The 12,550-nt window shown below is 69.0% G+C and carries 12 protein-coding genes; 9 read left to right on the plus strand and 3 right to left on the minus strand.

What is annotated here, in order from left to right:
* Nucleotides 1-260 precede the first annotated feature (260 nt).
* From FKO37_RS21265 to FKO37_RS21285, 5 genes are read left to right on the plus strand one after another with little or no spacing between them, the layout of a single operon-like run.
* Complete coding sequence (locus tag FKO37_RS21265) at nt 261-809, plus strand: MaoC family dehydratase N-terminal domain-containing protein (RefSeq protein ID WP_238605541.1); 549 nt, start codon at nt 261-263, stop codon at nt 807-809.
* Entirely contained in the window at nt 809-1,234 is a 426-nt protein-coding gene (locus FKO37_RS21270) for a Zn-ribbon domain-containing OB-fold protein (RefSeq protein ID WP_238605542.1), read from the plus strand. Before FKO37_RS21265 ends, FKO37_RS21270 begins: the two co-directional genes overlap by 1 nt.
* Entirely contained in the window at nt 1,231-1,614 is a 384-nt protein-coding gene (locus FKO37_RS21275; protein WP_134667786.1) for a MaoC/PaaZ C-terminal domain-containing protein, read from the plus strand. Before FKO37_RS21270 ends, FKO37_RS21275 begins: the two co-directional genes overlap by 4 nt.
* Nucleotides 1,611-2,789, plus strand: a complete 1,179-nt coding sequence (locus FKO37_RS21280; protein WP_238605543.1) for a lipid-transfer protein — start codon at nt 1,611-1,613, stop codon at nt 2,787-2,789. Before FKO37_RS21275 ends, FKO37_RS21280 begins: the two co-directional genes overlap by 4 nt.
* Nucleotides 2,789-4,459 carry an AMP-binding protein gene (locus tag FKO37_RS21285; protein ID WP_238605544.1) on the plus strand — a complete coding sequence of 557 codons (1,671 nt, stop codon included), beginning with the start codon at nt 2,789-2,791 and terminating at the stop codon, nt 4,457-4,459. The genes FKO37_RS21280 and FKO37_RS21285 overlap by 1 nt, the downstream gene beginning before the upstream one ends.
* Here FKO37_RS21285 and FKO37_RS21290 read toward each other — a convergent pair whose 3' ends face one another.
* The 3 genes from FKO37_RS21290 to FKO37_RS21300 form a co-directional block, all read right to left on the minus strand.
* Complete coding sequence (locus FKO37_RS21290) at nt 4,460-5,065, minus strand: TetR/AcrR family transcriptional regulator (RefSeq protein ID WP_037812723.1); 606 nt, start codon at nt 5,063-5,065, stop codon at nt 4,460-4,462.
* A 335-nt stretch (nt 5,066-5,400) separates the two neighbouring features.
* Nucleotides 5,401-6,255, minus strand: a complete 855-nt coding sequence (locus tag FKO37_RS21295; RefSeq protein ID WP_238605545.1) for an alpha/beta fold hydrolase — start codon at nt 6,253-6,255, stop codon at nt 5,401-5,403.
* An 82-nt stretch (nt 6,256-6,337) separates the two neighbouring features.
* A complete protein-coding gene (locus FKO37_RS21300) occupies nt 6,338-6,670 on the minus strand; it encodes a VOC family protein (protein ID WP_238605546.1) in 333 nt (110 codons plus the stop codon).
* Between the two features lie 287 nt (nt 6,671-6,957).
* Here FKO37_RS21300 and FKO37_RS21305 point away from each other — a divergent pair, with 287 nt between their 5' ends.
* The 4 genes from FKO37_RS21305 (at nt 6,958) to pntB (ending at nt 12,548) form a co-directional block, all read left to right on the plus strand.
* Entirely contained in the window at nt 6,958-8,544 is a 1,587-nt protein-coding gene (locus FKO37_RS21305) for an alkaline phosphatase family protein (RefSeq protein WP_238608309.1), read from the plus strand.
* 534 nt (nt 8,545-9,078) lie between these two features.
* Entirely contained in the window at nt 9,079-9,273 is a 195-nt protein-coding gene (locus FKO37_RS21310; RefSeq protein WP_238605547.1) for a hypothetical protein, read from the plus strand.
* A 314-nt stretch (nt 9,274-9,587) separates the two neighbouring features.
* A complete protein-coding gene (locus FKO37_RS21315; RefSeq protein ID WP_238605548.1) occupies nt 9,588-11,108 on the plus strand; it encodes a Re/Si-specific NAD(P)(+) transhydrogenase subunit alpha in 1,521 nt (506 codons plus the stop codon).
* A 21-nt stretch (nt 11,109-11,129) separates the two neighbouring features.
* Nucleotides 11,130-12,548, plus strand: a complete 1,419-nt coding sequence (pntB, locus tag FKO37_RS21320) for a Re/Si-specific NAD(P)(+) transhydrogenase subunit beta (RefSeq protein ID WP_238605549.1) — start codon at nt 11,130-11,132, stop codon at nt 12,546-12,548.
* The last annotated feature ends 2 nt before the right edge of the window (nt 12,549-12,550 follow it).

The raw sequence follows: 12,550 nt of genomic DNA on the forward strand, positions 1-12,550 counted from the left end.
CGAGCTGTCCGTGAGGGGAACCCTGCGGGAATCAGATTCCGTCAGGGTTCCCCTCACGGCCCTTCGCAGCACCTACGGAGGCCGCCCGCCGGGGAGAATCACCGCACCGCTGCGGAGAAGGCCGCACCGGGCCGTGGTCAGCCTAGCGAGTGCCCGGCAAGAACCGCGATCACCGGAGCCGTCCGCCCACCGGGACTTTCCCTTGCCCGTCCGGGCGCGCGCTCTTACCGTCCTGCCAAACGCTTGCTCAAGGAGGGGTGATGACCGGTCTCCGGACGGACTTCGCCGAGTTCACCGGCCAGCAGGCCGAGCCGCCGCGGGTGGCGCGGTACGCGGTGAACGAGGCGATGATCCGCAACTGGGTCGAGGCGCTCGACGACCGCAATCCGGTGTACGTCGACGACGCCGCGGCGAAGGCGGCCGGCCGGTCCGGCGTCGTCGCGCCGCCCGCGATGTGCTCGACCTGGATCATGGCCGGGTACCGGCGCTACCGCGAGCTCCAGGAGCTGCGCCGCGAGGGCGCGGTGGAGGATTTCGCGTACTCGCGGCTGATGAACGTGCTCGACGCGGCCGGCTACACCTCGGTGGTGGCCACCGACGTCGAGCAGGAGTACGTCCGTGAGATATCTCCAGGCACGCACGTGACCTGCCATTTCACCATCGAGGCCGTCTCGGGGTGCAAACGCACCGCGCTCGGCTACGGGCATTTCGTCACGCTGCGCAAGCACTACGTGGACGAAGCGGGCGAGCTGCTGGTCGACGAACGCTTCCGGATCCTGCGGTTCCGCCCGGCCGAACGGAGCGAGTGATGGGGGAGCACACCGCGGTCCCGCGGCTCACGATCACCCAGGACAACCAGTTCTTCTTCGCCGCCGCCCGCGAAGGACGCCTGGAAATCCAGCGCTGCACCGGCTGCCGGACCCTCCGGCATCCGCCCGGCCCGGCGTGTCCGGTGTGCCGGAGTTTCGCGTGGGACACGGTTGTCGCCAGCGGCCGCGCGATATTGCACAGCTGGACAGTGCTGTATCACCCGAAGGATCCCGCGTTCGACTACCCGCTCGCGGTCGGGCTCGCCGATCTGGAGGAGGGCGTCCGGCTGGTCGCGGACATCGCCGGGGTCGACCATGACCGGCTCGAGGTCGGTCTGCCGCTTCAGGTCGGTTTCAGCGAGCACGCGCACGGCGAAATCCTCCCGCAACTGCGGCCGCGCGACCCGAAGGAGCACACCCGATGACCTTGGCTCTCGGGGACCGCCTGCCGGAGCTGGCGATCCCCTTCGACCGCACCACGATCGTCGCCACCGCGATCGCGTCCCAGGATTTCGAGGACGTGCACCACGATCCGGGCAAGGCGCGGGAACGCGGGATGCCGGACATCTTCATCAGCATCAACGCCACCAACGGGTTCATCGACCGTTATGTCACCGACGTCTGCGGCCCGGCGACGCGGATCCGCAAAGTCTCGTTGCGGCTCGGGCTGCCGTTGTTTCCCGGGGACACGCTCACTTTCACCGGCGAGGTGATCGAAGCGACTCAGGACGCGGTGACGATCAAGGTCACCGGAAGTCACGAACGCGGCGTGCATGTGTCGGCCCGAGTGACGGTGGCGGCATGAGCGGGTTCGCGCGGCAGGCCGCGATCGCCGGGATCGGCGCGACCGAGTTCAGCAAGAATTCCGGACGCAGCGAATGGCAGCTCGCTTGTGAATGCGTTCTCGCCGCGCTTGCTGACGCGCAGATTCCCGTCGAGGAAGTCGACGGGTTTGCGTTGTTCACCATGGAAACCAATCCGGAGATCGCGGTCGCTCGGGCACTCGGTATTCCGCAGCTCAAGTTCTTCAGCCGCATTCCGCACGGTGGCGGCGGGGCGTGCGCACCGGTGCAGCAGGCCGCGCTCGCGGTCAGCTCTGGGGTCGCGGATGTCGTTGTGGTGTACCGGGCGTTCAACGAACGTTCGGGCCACCGGTTCGGCTCCGGGCCGCCGCCGTTCGCCTACACCGCGAACACTGATCAGGAATATCGGAATTGGATCAATCCGTACGGCCTGCTCACTCCGGCGCAACAGGAAGCTTTTCTGGCGCGGCGGTACATGCACAAATACGGGGCTACGAGCGAGGACTTCGGCCGGGTTTCGGTACTTTCGCGCAAACACGCGGCGGTGAATCCGAAGGCTTGGTTCCACGAACGGCCGATCACGCTCGAAGACCACCAGTCGTCGCGGATGATCGCCGATCCGTTGCGGCTGCTCGATTGCTGCCAGGAAAGCGACGGCGGGCAGGCACTGGTGATCGTGAGCGCGGAACGGGCTCGCGACCTTCCGCATTCGCCCGCGGTGATCGCTGGGGCGGCGCAAGGCGTTGGGCCGCAACAGATATCGATGAGCAGCTATTACCGCGAGGACATCGACGAAATGCCCGAGGTGCAGCTGGTCGCCGAGCAATTGTGGGCTCAAGCGGGCGTGGGGCCGGACGGCATCGACGCCGCGATCCTCTACGACGCCTTCACCCCGATGGTGTTGCTGCAACTGGAAGAATACGGATTCTGCGGTCGCGGCGAAGCGAAGGACTTCATCGCCAGCGGCGCGCTCGAACTCGACGGACGGCTGCCAGTCAACACGCACGGCGGCCAGCTGGGGGAGGGCTACATCCACGGGGTCAACGGAATCGCCGAGGGCGTCCGGCTGATTCGCGGCAGTTCGGTGAACCAACCGGCGAAGGCGCTGGAGCACGTGCTCGTCACCGGCGGTTCTCCGGTGCCGCACTCCGCGATCGTGCTCGCGGCGGACCGCTGATGGAGACCTTCGCGGAAGTCGTCCGGTCCCGGCACGAGGATTCGCACGAGGGACTGCGGTTCGAGGGCCGGAGCTGGACGTGGGCTGAAGTCATCGGCGAGGCCGCGGTCCGAGCGTCGCTGCTGCGCACCTTCGAGCCGGGTCCCGGCCGGGCGCAGCGGCACGTCGGGGTGCTGCTGCAGAACCTGCCGGATTTCGTGTTCTGGATCCTCGCCGCCGCGGTGACCGGGGACGTCCTGGTCGGCGTCAACTCCACCCGGCGCGGCGCGGAGCTGGCGGCGGACATCAACCACACGGACGTCGACGTCCTGCTCACCGAACCGCTCTACCGCGACGAGGTGGCGAGCCTTGAGCTGCCGACCGTCCGCCGGATCCTCGACGTGGAATCGCCGGAGTACCAGGATCTGCTCGCCGCGCACGCGGGCGCGGACCTGCCCGCGCGGCTCCCGGACCCGGCGGCGATCTTCCTGCTGCTGTTCAGCTCCGGTTCGACCGGCACGCCCAAGGCAGTGATCTGCAGCAACGGCCGCCTCGGCCGGTTGACCGACGCGCTGGCCGAACGCGTCTCGCTGCACCGCGATTCGGTCACCTACCTGTGCCTGCCGATGTTCCACGGTCACGCGATCATGATGAACCTCGCCGCCGCGGCGAAGGTCGGCGCGACGATCGTGCTGGTGCGGAAGTTCTCCGCGTCGCAGTTCATTCCGGACCTGCGCGCGCACGGCGTGACCTACTTCAACTACGTCGGCCGGGTGCTGAGCTACGTCGTCGCCCAGCCGGAGCAGCCGACCGACGCCGACAACCGGCTGGAGGTCGCCTTCGGTTCCGAAGCCGCGCCGGGCGAATCCGCCGAATTCCGCCGTCGGTTCGGCTGCGAAGTGCGGGAAGGGTACGGGTCCAGCGAAGGCGGAATCCGCATCGTGCCGGACCCGGACGCGCCGCCGAACGCGCTGGGCCGTCCCGCGCCCGGAATGCGCGCGGAAATCCGCGACCAGGACAACCGGGAATGCCCGCTCGCGGAATTCGACGAGAACGGTCTGCTGCTGAACGGCGAGGAAGCGACCGGCGAGATCGTCGCGGTGGGCCGGGGGAGAACCTTCGAGGGCTACTACCGCAACCCGGCCGCGATGGCCGAACGGCTGAAATTCGGCGGCGAGGACTTCTGGACCGGCGACCTCGGCTATCGCGACCGCGACGGCTACCTGTACTTCGCGGGCCGGGCGGCGGACTGGCTCCGCGTGGACGGCGAGAACTTCGGCACCGCCCCAGTCGAGCGCATCCTGGGCCGCTACCCGGCGTTCGCGGCGGCGCATTGCTACGGCGTGCCCGATCCGCGGACCGGGGACTTGCTCATGGCGTCGGTGATCCTCGCTGCGGATGCCGCATTCGATCCGGTCGAGTTCGATGGATTCCTTGCCGTGCAACCGGATCTGGGGACGAAATGGCGGCCTACGTTTGTCCGGGTCATCGATGAGGCGCCGGTGACGGGCAGCGGCAAGGTGGACAAGGCGCCGTTGCGCGCGCTGGGCTGGGAGGGTGGCGAGGTGTGGTTCGCGCCGAGTCGGACTAGCCCGTATCGGCTGCTCACTGAGGAGGATCGGCAGGTGTTGCGGGCGGAGTTTGTGGCGCATGGCCGGGAGAACTCGCTGCCCGCGGCGTCGCGGGGCTGATCACTGCGGCGGGAGTCCCCGCGAAATCCGCGCGAACACGTCGCGCAGCGTCGCCGGAACCGTCTTTTCCAGGCTTTCGTCCAGGAACCGGTTCAGGACCGTGGTCATCGCCGCGATCGCGACGTCGGACACCAGTTGCGGGTACAGGTCGCCGACCCGGGTGCCGGTGCGTTCGGCGATCGCCTTGACCAGGTCGCCGGTTTGCACGCGCGCCAGCGCGGTGCGCATCTCCGGCGTCGCGCTCCACGCTTGCACCGCGCTGAGCTGCTCGGATGCCGGCTGCCCGTACGGCACTCCGTCGGCGCGCAGCGGTTCGATGAGCGATTCGGCGAGCGCGGTCCACAGCGGTTCGTCCGCCGGGCGGCGGCGCAGCAGTTCCGCGCTGAGCCGGATCCGGTGTTCCTGCCGGTAGGCGACCGCGTCGTATTTCGTGGCGAAGTAGTTGCTGAACGTCCGGAGCGACACCCCGGCCCGCTCGGCGATGTCCTCGCGGACGACGTTGTCTGGACCTCTCTCGTACATCAGCGCCACGGCGGCGTCGCTCAGCGCTTTGCGCGTGTCGAGCTTCTTGCGTTCTCGCAAGCCGAGCGGTCGTTGGTCAGCCATGCCGACCACGGTATCCAATTGTCCGCACTATTCGCTCGGCCCGCCGGTTTCGTCACTGATCCGGCCAACGGCAGGCCGACCCCCGAAGCGGCACACGGCCATTGCAGCGAAGTCATTTGGCCATGGCTGTGGTCGGTTCGGCACAGTGAGGTTTCCCGGTAACCGCGGTGTGCGGTGGGTTCGCGGCAGCGGTGCTTGCGCGGGTGCCGCGGGCCCCGGCCGACGACGCGTGAAGCTGCCCTCGGTCGACGGGCGCGGTGGGGCGGATGCTGATGTCGTGAGGGGAACCCTGACGGAATCTGATTCCCTCAGGGTGCCCTTCACGGCCTGACGCGTTATTCCTCGCCTGTTTCGGCCAGGAACGCGATCAGTTCCTCGGCCAGCCGTTCCGGTTGGTCTTCCGGGATCAGCGTGCCGCTGTCCGGGATTTCGACGAGGCGGCCGTCCGGGAACAATTCGGCGAGCCGCCGTCCGTGCTCGGCGGGCATCATCCGGTCCTTGCCCGCCCACGCGACCAGGACCGGCCGGTCGAACGACCGCAGCCGCTCGGTCCATTCGAGCAGCACTCGCCGCGGCGGGCTCCCGGTGGCGAATTTGACCATGTCCCGGCGGATTTCCTTGTCCCGCAACGCCGGCGCGAACCAGCCCTCGAGAACGTCGTCGGGGATCCGGCTTTCGCACATCCCGCCGTACGCGGCTTTGGCGTGGCGGTAGAACGACGTCCGGGTGGCCTGGGCGTGCAGCCACGGTCCGCCGGGAAGCCGGAGCAGCTTCACGGCCGGTCGCGCGGGCTTGGGCGGGAAGTTGTCGAACGCCTCGCACGCGACGAGCGCGAGCCGGCCGACCCGGGCGACGTGCTCGGCCGGAGCCAGCCCGTCGGCGACGAGGAATTGGCCGCCGCCCCAGTCGTTGAGCACGATTGTCGCGTCGTGGAGGTCGAGTGCGGCGAGGAATTCGCCGAGCAGCCGCGCGATCCCGAACTGGGTCAGGTCCGCGTCGGGCCGCATCGGGGCGAGGTGCGCGCCGAGCGGCAGCGTGGGCAGGACGCAGCGGCAGCCCTCCAGCAGCGGGACGACCTTGCGCCATTGCGTGCCGGACATCGGGAACCCGTGCCCGAACACCAGAACCGGCCCGGTGCCGCCGGTGTCGGTGTAGTCGATCGGCCCGGCGGACAGCTCCACGCGCGGCATCGGACCTCCCTCGGGTCTCCCGACTAGAGCGATCTCTCTAGTCGTGACCCTAGGCCGGTCCGGGCCGGGCGGTCAAGCCGGATCACTTGCCGCTGAACACGACGCGGTTCCCGTCCGGGTCGGCGAGCGGCAGAATGCGCGCACCGCCACCGGGTTGCGGCCCGTCGTGCGCGATACCGGCCTTCGTCGCCTGGGCGGCGACCGCGTCGAGGTCCGTGTCTTCGAAGACGACCGTCGACCGCCCGGCGCGGTCGGGTTCGGACCACACCTGCAGCCCGAAGGCGTCGTCGAGGTGCCATTCCAGCAGGCCAGGCATCGGCCGCGCGTCGGGACCGCGGTCGAACAACGCGGTGTACCACTTCTCGGCGCGCGCGAGCTCGGAGACGGTGCACTGGGCGAGTACTCGGCGGATCATGGCTGCCCCTTCGGAGTGATTGTGATTTGCAAGCGCTTCTAGGAGACCACGAGTGCTAGCGAAATGCAAGCACTCGGGGAAGGGCGGGTGCGCATATCCGCGCCCTTGAACGAATCGGGCGAATTGTGCCCTGTCCGCGCACTGTTTCGCCGCCAGCGTTCATCTGGTGTTTCTGCGGCGGTTTTCCGTCGTCTTTGTGCGCGGCCTGGAATACGCCGGTCGCTGCGTCGGTGGCGGAGACGAGGAGGACACCCGTGTCGAGAATTCGTTGGCGTGCCGTCGTGGCGATGGCCGCGGCCGGCGCCGTCGCGGCGGCCGTTCCCGCGCTGGCCGCGCCGGTGCGCACCGAGCACGTGCTGCTGCTTTCGGTCGACGGTCTGCACCAGTCGGATCTGGAGTGGTACACGCGCACCTTTCCCGGGTCGGCGCTGGCCGCGCTCGCCGCGCACGGCGCCGAGTACACGCACGCCAGCACGCCGGTCCCGTCGGATTCGTTCCCCGGCATGGTCGGCCAGGTGACCGGTGGCAACCCGGCGACCACCGGGATCTACTGCGACGCGACCTACAACCGGGCTCTGCTGCCGCCCGGCACCACGGCGTGCGCGGGCGCGAAGCCGGGGTCCACAGTGGACTACACCGAGGATCTCGACCGGGACAAGGACCGCATCGACGCGGGACAGGGAGTGCCGAACCTGCCCGGCGGCGTGCTCGCGATGACCGGCGACCCGCGCTCGCTGATCGATCCCGCCGGCCTTCCGGTCGACCCGAAGACGTGCGGACCCGTTTACCCGCACCAGTATCTGCGGGTGAACACCGTGTTCGAGGTCGCCCGGCAAGCCGGGTTGCGCACCGCGTGGTCGGACAAGCACCCGGCGTACGAAATGCTCAACGGTCCGTCCGGGACAGGGATCGAGGACCTCTTCACGCCGGAGATCAACAGCAAAGCGCCCGCTTCCGGCGATTGGACCAAGGACAACGCCGCGACCCAGCAGTACGACGGCTACAAGGCCGAGGCCGTCCTGAACGAAATCGACGGCTTCGACCACAGCGGACGCACGCGCACCGGCACGCCCGGGGTGTTCGGGATGAACTTCCAGTCGGTCTCGACCGCGCAGAAGCTGCCGGTTTCCGGCGGACAGCCCGGCGGTTACCAGGCCGACGGCGCGCCGGGCCCGGTGCTGCGGTCCGCTTTGGACTTCGTCGACCGGCAGCTCGGCGCGTTCGCTGCCGAACTGAGGAAACAGCACCTCGACCGCTCCACGGCAGTGGTCCTGTCGGCGAAGCACGGCCAGTCTCCGATCGACCCGGCCGCGCTGACCCGCATCGACGACGCCCCGCTGCTCTCCGGGCTGAACTCCGCCTGGCGGGCCGTGCACCCGGGTGCGCCCGACCTGGTCGCCCAGTCCACCGACGACGACGCGATGCTGCTGTGGTTCACCGACCATTCGCCGGACGCCGGCGCCTTCGCGCGGCAGTACCTGCTGGCCCAGTCCGGTACCGGAAACGGCAGCACCGGCGCGCCGAAGCCGTTCACGCACGCGGGCCTGACCGCGGCGTATGCCGGAGCCGACGCCGCCCGCTACTTCCACGCCGGCCAGGGCGACCCGCGAGTGCCGGACCTGGTCGGCATCGCGCAGCACGGCGTCGTGTACACCGGCGGCCGCTCGAAAATCGCCGAACACGGCGGCACGGCGGACGACGACCGGGCGGTTCCGCTGGTGGTCGGCGGCGGCCACGGAGTGCGGATCCCGGCTCCGGTCGAGACGACCCAGATCGCGCCGACGATCCTGCGGCTGCTGGATCTGGACCCGCGTGCGCTCGAAGCGGTGCGGGCGGAGGGCACGCGCCCGCTGCCGGGTCTCGGCCGCGACTAGCCGCCAGGCTGTCGGATATCCCCTGTTCAGCGGCCTGGTGCGAGCAGGAGCTGGCTCGCGATGCCCGGAACGCGGCTCCGGCCGCGCGAGGGACCCGGCAGATGCGCGGCGAGCCGGCCCGGCAGCGGACCCGCGCGGCCGCTGCCCAGATTTTCGCCGAGCTGGGCTGCGCGGCGCGCACCGCGAACCGCATCGCGGAGCGGGCGCGGGTGTCGATCAGGTCGCGCTGTACCAGCGCTGCCCGCACAAGGACGCCATCCTCGCCGCGCTGGCGGCCCGGCGGCATCCCGCGCCGGCGCGGAAACCCGCGCCGCCACCGGGAAACCGCCGGGCTGCCGGACACGCTCGACGGGGCGCTCCGCCAACTCGTGCACGTGGCGGTCCGGAACCAAGTCGACGATCCGCAGTCGCTGCGGGCGCTGGTCACCCGGTGCGAGGGGAGCGGATCGCTTGCGTGCGCGATCTGCCGGAGCGGTCGCCGGACCCGGGGCGTGTCCAATGTGGACTTAGCGGCGCGGATCGTGGTGAAACACGGTGGAACTGCTCGTGCGCAAGCTGATCGCCAGGCCGGAGCCGCTCGGCCTTCCCACATTCGAGGACGAGCTGACGGCCATGCTGACCCGCTGCGCGACCGGCGGGCTCCGAGCGGAGCAGCGGACTGCGCCGCCCGGTCGGCTGAGCCTGGGCGGCCCGGTTGTCAAGTGGTGGACATCACTGCGGGCCTCGTGATCGATCCGGCGACCGTGCCCCGCAGCCGGACCCGGACCGGACCCGTGAGGCGGTTCAACCGGGTAGTCGGCGGTTTCCGGCTCGCCGCCGCGACCTCGGGAACGGCCTGGTCGGCCCGGCTGCCCGCGCTATGACCGTGATCTCGTCGGACTTGCCGTGGAAAAAGGGGCTTCGGTTGGCTGCCGGAGGCCGGGCGGCATGGGAGTATCCAGCGCATCTGTACCTGAAGCGGGCGAAGTCGGACCAGGTGGCGACCCAAAACGCCGTCAGGCCCGGCCGGCGGATCTTCCGCGAACGAGCGGGAAGGAGACGGCATGCTGATCGGGGTGCTCAAGGAGGCCCAACCGGGGGAGACGCGCGTCGCGGCGACTCCGGAAACGGTGGGCAAGCTGCGCGGGCTGGGTTATGAGGTGGCGGTGGAGCCGGGCGCGGGTCTGTTGTCGGGGTTCTTCGACCAGGCGTATGCGGACGCGGGCGCGACCGTGGGGTCGATCGCCGAGTCGGACATCGTGTTCGGGGTGAACGCGCCGTCGTCCGGGCAGTTGGATGCGGTGAAGCAGGGCGCGACGGTGGTCAGCCTGCTCGCCCCGGCTCTGAAACCGGAGCTGGTGGAGGATCTGGCGAAGCGGCCGATCACGGCGCTCGCGATGGACGCGGTGCCGCGGATCTCCCGGGCGCAGTCGTTGGACGTGTTGTCGTCGATGGCGAATATCGCGGGGTATCGGGCGGTGGTCGAGGCGGCGCACACGTTCGGGCGGTTCTTCACCGGTCAGGTGACCGCCGCGGGCAAGGTCAACCCGGCCAAGGTCCTGGTGGTCGGGGCCGGTGTCGCGGGGTTGGCGGCGATCGGCGCGGCGGGGAGCCTCGGGGCGATCGTGCGGGCGACCGACCCTCGGCCGGAGGTCGCTGATCAGGTGAAAAGCCTCGGTGGTGAGTATTTGTCCATCGAGGACCCGAACGCGGAGGTTTCCGCGACGGGTTACGCGAAAGAGATGGGCGACGACTACAAGGCGCGCGAGAAAGAGCTGTACGCGGCGCAGTGTCGCGAGGTGGACATCATCGTCACGACGGCGTTGATCCCGGGCCGTCCGGCGCCGCGGATCATCACCGGCGAGATGGTGGCGTCGATGAAGGCCGGTTCGGTGATTGTGGACATGGCGGCGGCGAACGGCGGCAACGTCGAAGGCTCCGTCGCGGGCGAGAGCGTCGTGACCGACAACGGCGTCACGATCCTGGGCTACACCGACCTCGCGGGCCGTCTCCCGGCGCAGGCGTCGCAGCTCTACGGCACCAACCTGGTCAACCTGATGAAGCTGATGACCCCGGAGAAAGACGGCCAGCTCGTGGTCGACTTCGAGGATGTGGTGGTCCGGTCGATCACCGTCGTGCGCAACGGCGAGTTGACGTGGCCGCCCCCTCCGGTGCAGGTCTCCGCCGCGCCGCAGAAGCCTGCGGCGGCGCCGGTGAAGGAGCCGGAGAAGGCCCCGATGTCCTCGGGTCGTCGTCTGGGCGTGGTGTTGGGTGTCGCGGCGGTGGTGTTGGTGTTGGCGGCGTTGGCTCCGGCGGCGTTGTTGCCGCATTTGACGGTGTTCGCGTTGGCGATCGTGATCGGCTATTACGTGATCGGGCATGTGCATCATGCGTTGCATACGCCGTTGATGTCGGTGACGAACGCGATTTCCGGGATCATCGTGGTGGGCGCGCTGCTGAATCTGGTCAGCGGGAACACGGTGGTGGTGGTGCTGGCGGGGGTGGCGACGTTGCTGGCGACGATCAACATTTTCGGCGGGTTCGCGGTGACTCGCCGGATGCTCGCGATGTTCTCCCGCAGCTGACCCGGAAGGCGTTCTGTTCTGATGACTGTGCACACTGCGAGCCAGGCCGCCTACATCGTGGCCGGGCTGTTGTTCATTCTCGCCCTCGCCGGGCTGTCCCGGCACGAAACCGCCCGGGTGGGGAACTATTTCGGGATCGCCGGGATGGTCGTCGCGCTGATCGCGACCATCGCCCAAGCGGTCACCGGCGACATCACCGGCACCTCGGTCGCGTTGATGATCGTCGCGATGGTCATCGGCGCGGGGATCGGGCTGCGGCGGGCGGCGGTGGTCGAGATGACCGGGATGCCCGAGCTGATCGCCCTGCTGCATTCCTTCGTCGGTCTCGCCGCCGTCCTGGTCGGCTGGAACGGCTACCTCCAGGTCGAATGCGACCCCACCGGCGAAGAATCCCGCCACCTGGAAGCGTTGGGGACGTTGGGGATCCATCATGCCGAGGTGTTCATCGGGGTGTTCATCGGCGCGGTGACGTTCACCGGGTCGATCGTGGCGAACCTGAAACTGTCGGCGCGGATGAAGTCCGCGCCGTTGATGCTGCCCGGGAAGAATTTCCTGAACCTGGGCGCGCTGGTGCTGTTCGTGGCGTTCACCGCGTGGTTCGTGGCGAGCCCGCACCTGTGGCTGCTGATCGTCGTCACCGTCCTCGCCCTCGCGTTGGGCTGGCATCTGGTGGCGTCGATCGGCGGCGGGGACATGCCGGTGGTCGTGTCGATGCTGAACAGCTACAGCGGCTGGGCGGCGGCGGCGTCGGGGTTCTTGCTGGAGAACGACCTGCTGATCATCACCGGCGCCCTGGTCGGTTCCTCGGGTGCGTATCTGTCTTACATCATGTGCAAGGCGATGAACCGGTCCTTCATCTCGGTGATCGCGGGCGGTTTCGGGATCGAGGCGGGACCCAGCGGGGACAAGGATTACGGCGAGCACCGGGAGATCACCGCCGAAGGCGCGGCGGAACTGCTGACCGGGGCGTCGCGGGTGATCATCACCCCGGGCTACGGGATGGCGGTCGCGCAGGCCCAGTACGGGGTGGCGGAACTGACCCGGAAACTGCGGGACAAGGGCATCGAGGTCCGGTTCGGGATCCACCCGGTCGCAGGGCGCCTGCCGGGCCACATGAACGTGCTGCTCGCTGAGGCGAAGGTGCCGTATGACATTGTGCTGGAGTTGGACGAGATCAACGACGATTTCGCCGACACCGACGTCGTCCTCGTGATCGGCGCGAACGACACCGTCAACCCCGCGGCGGCGGAGGACCCGGGCAGTCCGATCGCGGGCATGCCGGTGCTGACGGTGTGGGAAGCGGAGAACGTGATCGTGTTCAAACGCTCCATGGCCTCCGGCTACGCGGGCGTGCAGAACCCGCTGTTCTTCCGCGACAACTCCGCGATGCTCTTCGGCGACGCCAAAGACCGCGTCAACGACATCCTCTCCGCGCTGTGAAC

This window comes from Amycolatopsis sp. Poz14, assembly GCF_006704225.1.
GTDB lineage: Bacteria > Actinomycetota > Actinomycetes > Mycobacteriales > Pseudonocardiaceae > Amycolatopsis > Amycolatopsis nivea.

Excerpts from the sequence above, each read along its gene's own strand:
- FKO37_RS21285 (WP_238605544.1), top strand. The coding sequence starts at position 2,789 with ATGGAGACCTTCGCGGAAGTCGTCCGGTCCCGGCACGAGGATTCGCAC.
- FKO37_RS21300 (WP_238605546.1), bottom strand. The coding sequence starts at position 6,670 with ATGATCCGCCGAGTACTCGCCCAGTGCACCGTCTCCGAGCTCGCGCGC.
- FKO37_RS21290 (WP_037812723.1), bottom strand. The coding sequence starts at position 5,065 with ATGGCTGACCAACGACCGCTCGGCTTGCGAGAACGCAAGAAGCTCGAC.
- FKO37_RS21315 (WP_238605548.1), top strand. The coding sequence starts at position 9,588 with ATGCTGATCGGGGTGCTCAAGGAGGCCCAACCGGGGGAGACGCGCGTC.
- FKO37_RS21295 (WP_238605545.1), bottom strand. The coding sequence starts at position 6,255 with ATGCCGCGCGTGGAGCTGTCCGCCGGGCCGATCGACTACACCGACACC.
- FKO37_RS21270 (WP_238605542.1), top strand. The coding sequence starts at position 809 with ATGGGGGAGCACACCGCGGTCCCGCGGCTCACGATCACCCAGGACAAC.
- FKO37_RS21275 (WP_134667786.1), top strand. The coding sequence starts at position 1,231 with ATGACCTTGGCTCTCGGGGACCGCCTGCCGGAGCTGGCGATCCCCTTC.
- FKO37_RS21305 (WP_238608309.1), top strand. The coding sequence starts at position 6,958 with ATGGCCGCGGCCGGCGCCGTCGCGGCGGCCGTTCCCGCGCTGGCCGCG.
- pntB (WP_238605549.1), top strand. The coding sequence starts at position 11,130 with ATGACTGTGCACACTGCGAGCCAGGCCGCCTACATCGTGGCCGGGCTG.
- FKO37_RS21280 (WP_238605543.1), top strand. The coding sequence starts at position 1,611 with ATGAGCGGGTTCGCGCGGCAGGCCGCGATCGCCGGGATCGGCGCGACC.
- FKO37_RS21265 (WP_238605541.1), top strand. The coding sequence starts at position 261 with ATGACCGGTCTCCGGACGGACTTCGCCGAGTTCACCGGCCAGCAGGCC.